The 13559-nt window shown below is 75.0% G+C and carries 12 protein-coding genes; 7 read left to right on the top strand and 5 right to left on the bottom strand.

What is annotated here, in order from left to right:
• Nucleotides 1-7: 7 nt before the first annotated feature.
• Nucleotides 8-829 carry an ABC transporter ATP-binding protein gene (locus FB457_RS01220; protein WP_347612644.1) on the bottom strand — a complete coding sequence of 274 codons (822 nt, stop codon included), beginning with the start codon at nt 827-829 and terminating at the stop codon, nt 8-10.
• 431 nt (nt 830-1260) lie between these two features.
• Between FB457_RS01220 and FB457_RS01215 the strand changes: the two genes are divergently transcribed.
• The 4 genes from FB457_RS01215 (at nt 1261) to FB457_RS01200 (ending at nt 5316) form a co-directional block, all read left to right on the top strand.
• Nucleotides 1261-2934: a sensor histidine kinase gene (locus FB457_RS01215; protein ID WP_078898706.1), complete on the top strand. Its 1674-nt coding sequence runs from the start codon at nt 1261-1263 to the stop codon at nt 2932-2934.
• Between the two features lie 8 nt (nt 2935-2942).
• Nucleotides 2943-3401, top strand: coding sequence for an RrF2 family transcriptional regulator (locus FB457_RS01210; RefSeq protein ID WP_047020342.1), 459 nt, complete (start codon nt 2943-2945; stop codon nt 3399-3401).
• 80 nt (nt 3402-3481) lie between these two features.
• Nucleotides 3482-4708, top strand: a complete 1227-nt coding sequence (locus tag FB457_RS01205) for a hypothetical protein (RefSeq protein WP_145780491.1) — start codon at nt 3482-3484, stop codon at nt 4706-4708.
• A gap of 74 nt (nt 4709-4782) precedes the next feature.
• Nucleotides 4783-5316 carry an SET domain-containing protein-lysine N-methyltransferase gene (locus FB457_RS01200; protein ID WP_145780490.1) on the top strand — a complete coding sequence of 178 codons (534 nt, stop codon included), beginning with the start codon at nt 4783-4785 and terminating at the stop codon, nt 5314-5316.
• Between the two features lie 4 nt (nt 5317-5320).
• Here the strand turns inward: FB457_RS01200 and FB457_RS01195 are convergent, their stop codons facing one another.
• Nucleotides 5321-6172 carry an NAD(P)H-binding protein gene (locus FB457_RS01195; RefSeq protein WP_047017855.1) on the bottom strand — a complete coding sequence of 284 codons (852 nt, stop codon included), beginning with the start codon at nt 6170-6172 and terminating at the stop codon, nt 5321-5323.
• Nucleotides 6173-6359: 187 nt separating this feature from the next.
• Between FB457_RS01195 and FB457_RS01190 the strand changes: the two genes are divergently transcribed.
• Together FB457_RS01190 and FB457_RS01185 are read left to right on the top strand one after the other, a co-directional pair.
• On the top strand, nt 6360-7208 hold the full coding sequence (locus FB457_RS01190) for an ABC transporter ATP-binding protein (RefSeq protein WP_486588890.1): 849 nt from the start codon (nt 6360-6362) through the stop codon (nt 7206-7208).
• A gap of 3 nt (nt 7209-7211) precedes the next feature.
• Entirely contained in the window at nt 7212-8546 is a 1335-nt protein-coding gene (locus FB457_RS01185; protein WP_145780488.1) for an FtsX-like permease family protein, read from the top strand.
• A 152-nt stretch (nt 8547-8698) separates the two neighbouring features.
• Here the strand turns inward: FB457_RS01185 and FB457_RS01180 are convergent, their stop codons facing one another.
• The 3 genes from FB457_RS01180 to FB457_RS01170 all read right to left on the bottom strand — a co-directional run bounded on the left by FB457_RS01180 (nt 8699) and on the right by FB457_RS01170 (nt 11808).
• Nucleotides 8699-9460, bottom strand: a complete 762-nt coding sequence (locus FB457_RS01180; protein WP_047017857.1) for a MerR family transcriptional regulator — start codon at nt 9458-9460, stop codon at nt 8699-8701.
• Between the two features lie 79 nt (nt 9461-9539).
• Nucleotides 9540-10307 carry a PIG-L deacetylase family protein gene (locus FB457_RS01175; RefSeq protein WP_047017858.1) on the bottom strand — a complete coding sequence of 256 codons (768 nt, stop codon included), beginning with the start codon at nt 10305-10307 and terminating at the stop codon, nt 9540-9542.
• A gap of 118 nt (nt 10308-10425) precedes the next feature.
• Nucleotides 10426-11808 carry a glycoside hydrolase family 18 protein gene (locus FB457_RS01170; RefSeq protein WP_047017859.1) on the bottom strand — a complete coding sequence of 461 codons (1383 nt, stop codon included), beginning with the start codon at nt 11806-11808 and terminating at the stop codon, nt 10426-10428.
• A 181-nt stretch (nt 11809-11989) separates the two neighbouring features.
• Between FB457_RS01170 and mgtE the strand changes: the two genes are divergently transcribed.
• Nucleotides 11990-13324: a magnesium transporter gene (gene mgtE / locus FB457_RS01165; RefSeq protein WP_047017860.1), complete on the top strand. Its 1335-nt coding sequence runs from the start codon at nt 11990-11992 to the stop codon at nt 13322-13324.
• The last annotated feature ends 235 nt before the right edge of the window (nt 13325-13559 follow it).

Genomic DNA, 13559 nt, shown 5'->3' with positions numbered 1-13559 from the left:
AGGGCGCTCACCGGGCGGCCCGGGGGGAGTCGCGGTACGCGGCGGAGGTCCCGTACGGGGTCCCCGTACCGCTGCCTGTGCCATCGTCTGTGCCATCGTCCGTGCCGCCGTCCGCGCTGTCCCGTGCGATCCGCCCGTCCACCAGCTCCACCGTCCGCGTCGCGCACGACTCCGCCAGCGCCAGGTCGTGCGTGACGAGCACGATCGTCTGCCCGTCCGCGTGCAAGTCCCGCAGCAGCTCGCGGACTTCCGCCCCCGACGCGGTGTCGAGCGCGCCCGTGGGCTCGTCGGCGAGCAGCAGCGGCGGGCGGTTCATCAGCGCCCGCGCCACCGCCACGCGCTGCCGCTCGCCGCCCGACAGCCGGCCGGGGTAGGCGCGGGCGTGCCGCTCGATGCCGAGGTACGCCAGCAGCTCCGCGGCCCGCGCGGCGGCGCGGGCGCGGGGCATCCCGGCCAACTGGGCGGGGAGCAGCACGTTGTCGGCCACCGTCAGATCGTCGAGCAGGTTGAAGAACTGGAAGACCATCCCGACCGAGGCCCTGCGGTACTTCGCCGACGCGCTCTCGCTCAGCCCGTCCACGCGCAGCCCGTCGACGGTGACGGTGCCGGCGTTCGGCCGGTCCAGGCCCGCGATGAGGTTGAGCAGCGTCGACTTGCCGCTGCCGGACGGGCCGAGGACGGCGAGCGCCTGCCCGGTGCGGACGGCGAGGGTGAGGCCGTCGAGCGCGGGCGGGCCCTCGTCGTACGTCCTGCTGACCCCGCGCAGGTCGATGAGTACCCCGGGATCGTGGTCGCTCTCGGTGCGGGCGGTGTGCGGTGGTGCGGCCATGGCCCGGGTCCTCCCCAGCTCGGCGGTCGGTGTGCGGCAGCAGACGCTAGGCGCGGGGTGGCGCGGGCACGTCGGCCGCGGTGCGGAAGGTCCGTACCGCATCCGGCCGACGGCGGGCGGCGTCATCCGCGCGAGGTAGGCGTGGGATGGACGCGGGGTGGGTCCCGCGGTGGATCCGGCGGCGGCGGGCGGGTTGGCACACTGAGGCGGTGACGTGGGCGGGCGGGGCCATCGGGCGGTACGGGCGCGGGGCGGGACGCGCGGTGGGGCGGGTGCGCGGGTGGTTCGTGCGCCGGGGCACGGGCCGGGAGGCGTACGAGAACGGCGGCGTGGGACGGCCGGCGGGCGGTGGGGCGGGTGAACGGCGGCCGGTCGGCGGCCCGGTAACGGACCCGGGGGGCCGCGGGGCGGGCCCCGGGGCCCGGCGCGCGATGGCCCGGACGCTGCGTCGCGCCGCGAGCCGCGCGGCCGGCTGCCTGGCCGGCGGCGCGGGCTGCACGCCCGGCGACGGATCCCGTCGGCCCGCCGCAGGCGGGATCGCGCCGCCGCGGCCGTCCCGGTGGGTCTGGACCGCGGACGTCGCCCTCGCCCTCGTGCTGTCGGTCGGCACCGTCGTCGCCGACCTCGACCGCTCCTTCTACGAGCCGCGCGGCGACAGCCCGCAGCAGATCGCCCCGCGGCCCCCGCCGCCCGGCCTGCCGGGGCTGCCGGGGCTACCGGAGGACGGTCCGCCGGCCGTGCCGGAGCCCGGTTCGCGGGGAGTGCCGGAACCCGGCCGGGGCGGGACGGAAGGGCCGCGCCGTGGGGAGGTGTATCCGCCGCCCGTCGTCGAGCACGTGCTCCCGCCCGTCCGGGGCTGGGAGTTGGTGCTCGGCGCGTTCACCGCCCTCCCGCTGGTCGTCCGCCGCCGCTACCCCCTCGTCGCGCTCTGGGCGGTGCTCGGCGCGGCCGTCGCGTTCCACCTGGGCGAAGTCGCCCGCGGCGCGACGGCGTTCGCGTTCGCCGCCGGGGTGGTCGCGGCGTACAGCGCGGTGATGTACAGCCCGTACCGCAGGAGCGCGCTGGTGAGCGTCCTCGCCGGGGTGCCGCTGTTCGCGGCGGCGGGGGTGGTGCCGGAGGTGGGGCGCGGGTTCCTGCCGCTGCTGGTGCTGCTGCCGGTCGGGCTGGCCGCCAACGCGATCCACACGTGGCAGCAGCGCGTACGCGCCCTCCAGGAGGAGCAGGCGGCGGCGACGCGGCTGGCCGTGGACCAGGAGCGGTCGCGGATCGCGCGCGAACTGCACGACGTCGTCACGCACAACGTCAGCATGATGACGATCCAGGCGGGGGCGGCGCGCAAGGTGCTGGACACGTCGCCGGAGCAGGCGCGGGAGGCGATGCGCGCGGTGGAGGCCGGCGGGCGGGCGGCGATGGCGGAGCTGCGGCACGTGATGGGGCTGCTGACGATGGCGGCGGCGGACCCGGCGGCCGGCCCGGCCGCGGACCCGGCTGCGGGGCCGGGTCCGGCGGCGTACGGCAAGCGGGACGGCGGCATGACCGCCCGCGGGGCGGACCGCGCCCCCGATCCGCCATCAGCCGCGGGCGATCCCGCACTCGCCGTCGACCTCGCCCCGCAGCCCGGCCTCGGCCAACTCGCCGCCCTCGCCGGGCGCGTACGCGACACCGGCGTCCCGGTGGAGCTCTCCGTGACCGGCGCCCCCGAGGCCCCGCTGCCCGCGGGCGTCGACCTCGCCGCGTACCGCGTCGTGCAGGAGGCGCTGACGAACGCCGTCAAACACGCCGCCGGCGCCGCGGTCGCCGTCTCCGTGGCGCACGCGCCCGGCGAGCTGCGCGTCGAGGTGACCGACACCGGCGGCCCGCCCGCCGCCCGCGCCGCGGCCGGCAGCGGCCGCGGGCTCATCGGCCTGCGCGAACGCCTCGCGGTCTACGGCGGTACGCTCCACGCCGCCCCGCGCCCCCGCGGCGGCTACCGCGTCCGCGCCCTGATCCCGCTCCCGGACCGGCCGCCGCTCCCTGATCCGGCAGGACCCGCACGACAGACTCCGGCGCCGGAGTGCGGGGACGCGCATGCCCCTGGCGGAGCCGGGGGCGCCGTGCAGACATAATGACCGGCATGCGGATCTCGGCACGAGCAGACTACGCGGTGCGCGCGGCACTGGAGCTGGCGGCGGCGACGGAGGAGGCCCCGGTCAAGGCGGAGGCCATCGCGGACGCGCAGGGCATTCCGCACAAGTTCCTGGAGAGCATCCTGGGCGACATGCGCCGCGGCCGGCTGGTCGTCAGCCAGCGCGGCGGCCGCGGCGGCTACCGCCTCGCCGCGCCCGCCGACGAGATCACCATCGCCGACGTCATACGGGTCGTGGAGGGCCCGCTGGTCTCCGTGCGCGGCGCCCGGCCGCCGGAGCTGTCGTACGTGGGGCCCGCGGAGTCGCTGCTGCCGCTGTGGATCGCGCTGCGCGTGAACGTGCGCAGGATCCTGGGGGAGGTCACGCTCGCGGACGTGGCGTCGGCGCGGCTGCCGGGGTACGTGCACGAGCTGGCGGAGGACCCCGACGCGTGGACGAACCCCTGAGGGCGTAGCGCACGCGCCGCGGGCCGTGCGACAGTGGCGGTCGCGTCTCCCCCCACGGACACCCGACTCCGAGGAGAGACGTGCCCGAGAACCGGCACATAGCCAGGCGAGCGCTGCTCGCGGGCGCGGCCGCGGGCGGCATCGCCGCCGTGGTCCCACAGCAGGCCGCCGCACGGGGCCGCCGCGTCGTGGCCCGCCCGCTGGCCAACCCCGGCGGCTCGCTGCCGATGACGCTCCTGTCGTACGTCCACCCCTCCGGCCGGGCCGTGGGCCGCGCACTGGGGCCGGACGGCGAGGAGGCGCAGGCGGTGTGGCAGGGCACGCGGGTACGGTGGCCGCGTGCGCTGCACGCCTCCGGTTCGTACACCCTCCAGGGCGTCAACGGGCATGGCGCGCTGGTCGGTTACCACTTCCTGCCGGACGAGAACCGCACCCACGCGGTCGTGTGGGGCCGCGGGGGCACGCCCCGGCGGGTGCTGGCGGGTGACGACCACCGGGCGTGGGGCACGCACATCGACGACCGCGGCCGGGTCCTCGTCCAGACCCAGACGGAGTTCCAGGCCGACCCCGAACTCCCGCCGCGCGGCGGCCTGTACGTCCTGCGCCCCGCCACCGCCGCCGCTCCGGTACGGATCACGCCCCCCGACCCGGAGGCGGTCAATGCGGCCCCCGACGCGCTCGGCGCGGGCGGCCATGTCGTGGCGGGCCAGGTGCGCTTCATGGCCTGGTCGCGGGATCCGTTCCTCTGGCACGCGGGGAGGGTCACCGAACTCACCCGCCTCACCGGCGCGTACCGCCCGGTCTTCGGCGCGGGCGTCAACGCCCGCGGCGTGGTGGCGGGTTCCGCGGAGGGCGACACGGGGGAGTGGCGGGCGTTCGTCTGGGACGGCGACCGGCTGACGGACTTCACCCGCTTCGACGGCGGCGCCAGCAGCGTCCCGCTCGACGGCCGCTTCCTCAACACCCGGGGCGAGGTCATCGGCCGCAGCACCGCCACCGCCGGCCCCTTCCTCTGGTCCCCCCGCCGCGGCCTCAGGCCCCTGCCCACCCTCCCGGAAGCCGTCTACGGCACCACGGCCGCGGCCCTCAACGACCGCGGCGACGCGGTCGGCCACTGCTTCACGGAGGAGGGCCAGCGCGCGGTCTACTGGCGCCACGGCCGCGTCGTGGACCTGGGCCTCCCCCCGGGCGCGGTGGAAAGCGAGGCAAGCTGGCTCACGACCACCGGCGAAGCCCTCGGCACCGCCCAGTTCCCGGACCCCTCCGGCGGCACGATAACCCGCGCCTACCGCTGGACGGTCCACTGACCGCACCCGGCTGACGGCGGGCGGTTCGCTCCGCGCCCGTCGCCGCCCCCGCGGCCGACCGGCACGATGGACCGATGGAATCCGCACCCGGCCCGCGCTGCCTGCTGCACCCCGACGCCGAGGTCCGGCCCTCGGCCATCGCGGGGACCGGCCTGGTCGCGCGTGCACCCATCGGCGCCGGTACCGTCGTGGCCCGGCTGGGCGGGCGGCTCGTGCCGGATCGGGAACTCCGCGAACTCCTCGACGCCGCACGCCGGTCGGGCGGTCCGTACGTCGACACCATCGCCGTCACGCGGACCGCCCACCTCGTCCTGCCTCCCCGCGGCGAACAGGCCGTCGGCTTCAGCAACCACAGTGGCGACCCGACCCTGTGGTGGGACGGCCCGTACACCCTGCTCGCGCGGCGCGACATCCGCACCGGCGAGGAGCTGACCAGCGACTACGCCACCAGCACCTGGGACCCCGCGTTCGTGCTTGACTGCGCCTGCGGCACGCCCGAGTGCCGCGGGACCGTGACCGGCGACGACTGGCGACTGCCCGGACTCCAGGCCCGCTACGGCCGTCACTGGGTGCCGGGTGTGCTGGCGCTCATCGACGCCGCGCGCTGACGACTCAGCCGCCGAAGTCCGTCCTGTGGTCCCTCGCCCACTGGGCGAACGTGCGGGCCTTGTGGCCCGTCACCTCCGCGACCGTCTCCGTCACCGGCTCCGGGTGCTTCACCAGCTCGGCGTGGGCCGCCAGGATGCCGTCCGCGAACGACGGGGGCAGGCCCGCCGCCACGTATGCCTCGCGGGCCACCTCCGGCGGGGACTCCTCGAAGCGGATGTCGCGGCCCAGGGCCTCGCCGATCGTGCGGACCTGCTCGGCCTGGGTGAGGACTTCGGGGCCCGTCAGGTGATACGTCGCGCCCGCGTGGCCCTCGTGGGTCAGGGCGCGGAGGCCGACCGCGGCGACGTCGGCCTCGTGGATGAGCGAGCGGCCCGCCTCGCCGTACGGGGCGTGCACCACGTCGCCCGCGCGGATCTGGTCCGCCCAGTGCAGGGTGTTGGCGGCGAAGCCGCCGGCGCGCAGCAGGGTCCACTCCAGGGGCGAGGCCCGCAGCAGGCGCTCGATCGCGGTGTGGAAGCCGAGGATGCCCTCCGGTTCCTCCTCGGGGTCGTCGGACGCGCCCCAGGCGGAGACGTACGCGATACGCCGTACGCCCCCGGCATGCGCCGCGTCCAGGACCGCGGGGGCGGTGTCGGCGGTGGGCAGAGGCCAGACGAGGAAGACCGCCGAGACGCCCGCGAAGGCCGGGCCCAGCGTCGCCGGGTCCGCGAGGTCCCCGCGTACGGCCTCCACCCCCTCGGGGAAGTCCGCGCGGGCCGGGTCGCGCACCAGGGCGCGTACCGGCAGGCCCGCCCAGTGCGCCTGCGCAACGGCCTGACCTCCTACTCTTCCCGTGGCTCCGGTCACCAGGATCATGGTCGCTTCCTCTCGTCGGTGGCCCGGCAAGCCTCCGACCTCAACCGCACTTCAGGTCAAGGCGACCCTCCATGGTGCACGTAACACCACCCCCCATTGGGGTCGTGCGCCCAGTGCCCGCGCCCGTCACCGTCCGTAGCTTCGAAGGCAGGCGCAGGGAGTGCCGCACCAACGAGGGGTGAAGACGATGTTCGGACGCAAGGACCGCAGCGGGACCGCCGCGGGGCCCATCGCCGGCGGGGCGCCGCACGAGGCGCTGCGGCTGGTGAAGGTCACCAAGGTCTACGGGACCGGGGGCGCCGAGGAGGCCGCCGTCACCGCGCTCGACGGGGTGACGCTGAGCCTGCCGGCCGGGTCCTTCACCGCCGTGATGGGGCCCTCCGGATCCGGGAAGTCGACGCTGCTGCAGTGCGCCGCGGGCCTGGACCGGCCCGACAGCGGCGTGGTGATGGTCGACGGCGCGGAGATGACCGGCGGCAGCGAGACGGAGCTGACGAAGTTCCGCCGGGAGCGGATCGGGTTCGTCTTCCAGCAGTACAACCTGCTGCCCACGCTGAACGTCGCGCAGAACACCGTGCTGCCGCTCAAGCTCGCAGGACGCCGCGTCGACCGCGCCCGGGTCCGCGAGGTGCTGGCCCGCGTCGGCCTCGCCGACCGGATGCGGCACCGGCCCGACCAGCTCTCCGGCGGCCAGCGGCAGCGCGTCGCCATCGCCCGCGCGCTCGTCGCCGCGCCGAGCGTGGTCTTCGCCGACGAGCCGACCGGCGCCCTGGACACCCGCAGCGCCCGCGACGTCCTGGGCCTGCTCCAGGAGACCGTCCGCGTCGACCGCCGCACCGTGGTGATGGTGACGCACGACCCGGTGGCCGCCTCGTACGCCGACTCCGTCCTCTTCCTCGCCGACGGCCGGCTCGTGGGCCAGATGAACGCCCCTACCGCCGACGCCGTCGCGGAGCGGATGACGCACCTCGGCGACATGTACGAAGCCGGTGCCCGGCAGCACGACCCGCGCCACTCCGCGCCGACGGGGGTCTGACCGGTGTTCTCGCTCGCCATGCGCTCGATCCGGCAGCGGCCCGGCCGCTTCGCCGCCACGCTCCTGTCCGCATTCCTCGGCGCGACGATCATCATGATGTTCAACTCGCTGCTCGACACCGCGGGCGCGAAGGGCGTCGACGACGTCAGCTCGGAGTCCCTGTCCACGGCCGCCATGGTCGTCGGCGGCTACGGCTCGCTGCTGGTCTTCTTCGCCGTCGCGTCCACCCTCACGGTCGCCGTACGGCAGCGCACCGCCGAGATCGACCTGCTGCGCTCGACCGGCGCGACGCCCGCGCAGATCACCAGGATGATCGTCGGCGAGGCCGCGGTCGTCGGCCTCGTGGGGTCGCTGCTGGCGATCGTGCCCGGCATGACCGGCGGCCGGATCCTGCTCGACATGTTCCAGGACAGCGGGCAGGTCGCCGACGACGTCGACCACGCCTTCGGCACCATCGCGCTCATGTCCGGCATCGACATCACGCTGCTGGCGTCGGTCGGCGCCGCGTTCCTCGCGGTGCGCCGGGCCACCAAGGCGCGCGAGCAGCGCGCCCCGCGCCGCCGGCTGCGCACCTGGGGCGGCTACGCCGCGCTGGGCCTGGGCGCGGCGCTGTGCCTGACCGGGTTCGCCATGAGCGACGCGGGTCCCGAGGCCATGGCGCCGCCGGCGTACGGGGCGATCCTGCTGTCGGTCGGCTTCGCGGCCTTCTCGCCGGCGCTGCTCGGCGGGCTGCTGCGGCTCGCCGGCGGGCTCCTCACCGCGTTCGGCGGGGGCAGCGGCTACCTGACGGTGCACGGACTGCGGCAGCGGGCCGCGCAGTTGTCCGGGGTGCTGATGCCGATGGTCCTGTTCGTGGGCATCTCGGTCGCCACGCTGTACATGCAGTCCGTGGAGAACGACCGCATCGAGGCCGCCGGGCTGACGCAGTCGGTGGACGACAAGAACCTGGAGACCCTCAACTTCGTCGTCGTCGGGATCATCGCGGTCTTCGCCTGCGTGATGCTGATCAACACGCTGTACGCGGCGACCTCGTACCGCAGCCGCGAGTTCGGCCAGCAGCGGCTGGCGGGCGCGACGCCCGGCCAGGTGCTGGCGGGCGTCGGCCTGGAGGGCCTGCTGCTGACGGTGACCGGGGTGTTCTTCGGGACGCTCGCGGCGGTCGCCGGGATCGTGCCCTTCACGGTGGCCCGCACGGACGACGTGCTGCCCTCGGCGGGGTACGGGATCTGGCTGGCGGTCGTGGGGGTGGCCGCGGCGGCGACGATGGTCACCGCGCTGGGCACCACCCGGCGGGTGCTGCGGACGCCGGCGGTCGAGACGGTCGCGCTGGCGGCATGAGGGGGCGCAGGGAAGAGGGCCCGCCGGTCGGCGGGCCCTTCGGCGCGGGCACGGGCCGGGCGGGACGGGCGTACGGGCACCGGGCCCGCGCCTGCGCGCACCGCACCTGCGGCGTACGGGCGTTGCCCCGCCCGGGCCCCGGTCCGGCGCCCCTACTCCAGCTCGCGCTCCGCGTACACCCGCATCGCGTCCCGTACGAAGACGGCTGTCCCCTCCCCGTGCGCGTCGTAGTGCGCCCCGAACCGCGGGTCGTCCACGTACATCTGTCCAAGACCCGCGAACGCCTCCGCGGACGGCCCCTGCCCCTGCCAGCCGGCGCTGATCCACTCGAACTGCCGCCGCGCGATCTCCTGCGCCCTGGCGCCGTCCGGCGTCTCGCCCGCCGTGTGCGCCGCGGCGAAGTCGCGGGCGATGTTCTGCTGGCGGCGCTGGAAGTCGCTCTTCTCCTCCTCGCTCAGCGCGCGCCACCACCGGTCGCTCCGCTCGTACGCCGCCTTCCCCCAGCGCCGCGTGACCTCCTCCTCGTACCGGGTGTGGTCGAACCCGTCGAGCACCTCTTCCGCCATGAGCGGCTCCCCTTCCGTCAGCTTCCGCAACGTGGTCTTCACCGACGCGATCTGCCGCCCGAGGCGCCGCCGCTCCTGCTCCAGCAGCTCCAGGTGCGTGGCGAGCGCGGCCGCGGTGTCCCCGGGGCCGCCGCCGGCGTCGAGCACCTCGGCGATGGCCGGGAGGCCGAGGCCGAGTTCGCGGAGCAGCAGGATGCGCTGCAGCCGGACCAGGGCCTGCTCGTCGTAGTAGCGGTAGCCGTTGGCCGCCACGCGGCTGGGACGGAGCAGCCCCACGTCGCCGTAGTGGCGCAAGGTGCGGCTCGTGGTGCCCGCGGTGCGCGCGATCTCCTGGATGGACCACTCCATGGCGTGCGAGCTCCTCGGTCCTGACTGCCCGGTCGGTGAGCCTTCACCGTAGAAGTTGACGTAACGTCAAGGTCAAGCGTCAGTCCCCGAAGCTGTGCGGCACCAGCTCGAAGCCCACGGCGAGGTCGGTGCCGCACAGCCTGCCGGTGTCGGCGAGCATCTCCCCGATGAGCGTGCGGGCGTACGCGTGCGGGTCCTCCTCGCCGAGCCCGACGATGTACGCGTGGTGCTCGGCCAGCGACGCGACGGCCCGGTCCCTGGCGCTCTCGGTGACCTCCTCGGCGTGCGTGGGGTACGGGGAGCCGGCGACGGCGGTCCAGCGGACGCCGCCCCACGGCAGGAGGCCCTGCTCCAGCAGCTCGGGGAAGATCCAGCGGTTGCCGGCGTCGCCGACGGCGTCCAGCACGCCCCGGCCGACGGCCCGGTGGTCGGGGGTGTTGCGGGGGGCGCCGGGGCCCGCTCCCCAGGTGTCGTGGTGGTTGATCGTGAGGATCAGCTCGGGGCGGTGCCGGCGGATCGCGGCGGCGAGGTCGCGGCGCAGCGGCAGGCCCTCCTCGATGACGCCGTCGCGGTGGTCGAGGAACTCCAGCGCGGTCACGCCCACGACCGCGGAGCTGGCCCGCTGCTCCTCCTCCCGCACCCGGGCGCACTCGCCGGGCTCCATCCCGTCGATCCCGGCCTCACCGCGGGTGGCGAGCACGTACGCGACCTGCTTGCCGGCGTCGGTCCACTTCGACACCGCGGCGGCGGTGCCGTACTCCAGGTCGTCGGGGTGGGCGACGATCGCGAGGGCCCGGTGCCAGTCGTCGGGGAGGGGCGCGAGGGACGCGTGAGCACTGTCTGTCATGCCGCCATGGTCACATGACGCGGTGTCACGCCCCGGCCCCGCCCGCGGGCCACGCGGCCGAACGGGCCGGGTGTGCGGCGACGAGGCGGGTGCCGGACCCGGCACCCGCCTCGCCGGGTCAGTCCAGACCGCGGTCCAGGACCCGGTACAGCTCGCCGTCGTCGTCGCCGTCCAGCGACCAGACCATCGCGCCGCCCAGGTTGCGGTCGTCGATGTACTCGGCCTTCTGGGCGATGACCTTCGGGTCGTCGTACGTCCAGAAGGTGCTGCCGTCGAAGAGCCAGGCGTGGCCGTTCTTCCTGTCGCGGTAGACCTCGTACTCACCCGAGGCCGCGAACTCCTTCAGCACCTTGTAGTCCTCGAAGCCCGCCTCCCAGGTGCCCGGCGCCGCGCCCGCGGCGGGCTGGTTGAAGCCGGTGCCGCCGCCCTCGACGCCCTTCCAGCCGCGGCCGTAGAAGGGGATGCCGAGGACCAGCTTGTCCCGCGGCGCACCGCGGAGCAGCCAGTCGTCGACGACCTGCTGGAGGCTGTCGTCGGGGGAGTGGATGGCGGACTGCTGGTTGGTGTTCTTCTCCCAGGCGCCGTGCAGGTCGTAGCCCTGGAGGGTGGCGTAGTCCAGGTGGGGGAAGAGCTTGCGGGTCTCGTAGCCCGCGTCCATGGCGTTGGCGTTCGCCGGCAGGAACGCGGTCAGCAGCAGGTGCCGGCCGCGGCCCTCGCGCGAGCGCTCCACCCGGTCGAGCTGCCGGCGGAACTCGGCGACGACCGCGGTGAAGTTCTCCTTGTCCTCGGGGCGGTAGACGGTGTCGACATCACCGGGGTAGTTCGGCCACTCCCAGTCCAGGTCGATGCCGTCGAAGACGCCCGCCGCGCTGCCGGGGCCGCCGCGCCCGTCGATCCGCGGCAGGTTGCCCTTGATGAACAGGTCGATGCAGGAGGACACGAACTGTCTGCGCGACTCGGGCGTGCGGACCGCGTCCGAGAAGTACGTGGACCAGGCCCAGCCGCCGAGCGACATCATGACCTTCAGGTCGGGGTACTCGGCCTTCAGCTCCCGGATCTGGTTGAAGTTGCCCGCGAGCCGCTGCCGCGGCGAGTCGGCGCGGCCGTCGACGGACTCGGCGGCGGTCATCGTCCGCCGGTAGTCGGTGAACGCGTCACCCTCGCCCGGGATGTCGTCCTCGAAGCACTTGCCGTCCGGGCTGACGTTGCCGAAGGCGTAGTTGAGGTGGGTCAGCCGCGCGGCGGTGCCGCTGGTGACGAGGTCCTTGACGAGGAAGGCGCGGTCCCGGGCACCCCACTGGGTGAAGTAGCCGACGCGCCGGGCCTCATCGCGGTCGCCGCGGTGGTCGTCGCCGCCCTGCTGCCCCGCGGCGGCGGGGGTGCGGTGCGGGGCCTCTCCGGGGGTCGCGGCGGTGGCGCCGGCCGTGGTGAGGCCGGGGGTGACCAGGAGGGACAGCGCACAGCCGGCCACGGCCAGGCGGCGCACGAGTCTTCGGTGCATGGAAACCCTCTTCTCGGGAGATCGCGCTTCTCTCGGGTGCGCCGAACGCTATTGGCCTAGACCAATAGGGGTCAAGGGTTCGTACGGTACGGCGCACCCGGCCGCACGCCCCTGCTCAGCGCGATAATCGGCACGTTCTAGGGTGAAGCCGGACAGCGGCCCGAACGGAGGGAGTACGGGCATGACCGCGGACACCGATCTCGGCACCCTCCTCGACGGCAACGACGTCGCCGGGCTCCAGCGCTGGCTCGCCGACCACCCCCCGCACGTCGTCGCCGACGAACTCGCCCGTGCCGACGAGGTCACCGCCGTCTTCTGCTTCCGGCTGCTGGAGAAGGACCGCGCGGTCGAGGTCTTCGAGGAACTGGGCGCGGGCGACCAGCAGAAGATCCTCGAAGGGCTGCGCGACCAGACCTTCCGGCACGTCGTCGAGGAGATGGACCCCGACGACCGCGCCCGCCTCCTCGGCGAGGCGCCCGCCAACTTCACCCAGCGCGTGCTGGCGGGACTGAGCCCCCGCGAACGCGCCCTCACCGCCCCGCTGCTCGGCTACGAACAGGACGCCGTCGGGCGGTACATGTCGCCGGAGCTGGTGCGGCTGAAGGAGCGGTCCACCGTCGCCGAGGCGCTGGAACGGGTGCGTGCCCAGGGCCCGGACGCCGAGACCGTCTACACGCTGCCCGTCGTCGACGACCGCAGGCACCTGGTGGGCGTCGTCTCCCTGCGGGAGGTGGTGCTGGCCCCGCCCGGGCGGCCGCTCATCGAGCTGGTGGACACCGAGTTCCCGCGTGTCTACGCCACGGACAACGCCGAGACCGCCGCCCGCCTCATGCAGGAGGCGAACCTCCTCGGCCTGCCCGTCGTGGACAGCGAGGACCGGGTCGTCGGCATCCTCACCGTCGACGACGCCATCGAGCTGATCGAGGAGGCGGACACCGAGGACATCGCCCGCCAGGCCGGCGCCGAACCCGTCGAGGGGCACTACCTGTCCGTCGGGGTCTTCCGGCTCGCCCGCGCGCGCATCATCTGGCTCTTCCTGCTGATCCTCGCCGCCACCCTCACCGCCGGCGTGCTCCAGGCGTTCGAGGGGGAGTTGTCGGCGGTGACGGAGCTGGCGGTCTTCATCCCGCTGCTCGTCGGCACCGGCGGCAACGTCGGCGCCCAGGCCGCGACCGGCGCGGTGCGCGCCCTCGCGGTCGGCGAGCTGCGCCCCGGCGACGTGGTGCGGGTGGCGTGGCGGGAGTGCCGGGTGGGGTTCCTGCTGGGCGTGGGACTCGGCATCGTCGGCATGGTGCTGGCGACGGTCATGACGGACGGCCGGATCGCGCTGACCGTGTCGCTGTCGCTGATCCTGATCTGCGCGTGGGCGGCCTCGGTCGGCTCCGTGATGCCCCTGCTGGCCAAGCAGTTGGGGATCGACCCGGCGGTGATCTCGGCCCCGCTGGTGACCACGCTGGTCGACGCCACGGGGCTGGTGATCTACTTCCTCCTCGCCCGCCTGGTCCTCGGCCTGTGAGGGGCGCCCCGGGGGGTGCCGGGGGCGGGGAGCGGCCTGCGGACGGGCCCGTGGGCCGCGCCGCGAGCGGGCGGGCGTACGCCCCGGGACTCCCGCGCACACCCGCCGGCGAACGCACTCCGTAAAGCTCTCCCCCGGGGTTGCGGGCCCCGGGCGCGGGTTGCCAAGCTTTCGCGCGTGTTCAGGCCGCAAAGGCGCAGGCCGGGGAGAGCCGGGGCCGGGACGGCGACTGCGG

This window comes from Streptomyces sp. CNZ287, assembly GCF_007827615.1.
The sequence above is the reverse complement of the archived record's forward strand: the minus strand, read 5'-3'. Positions and strand labels throughout refer to the sequence as shown.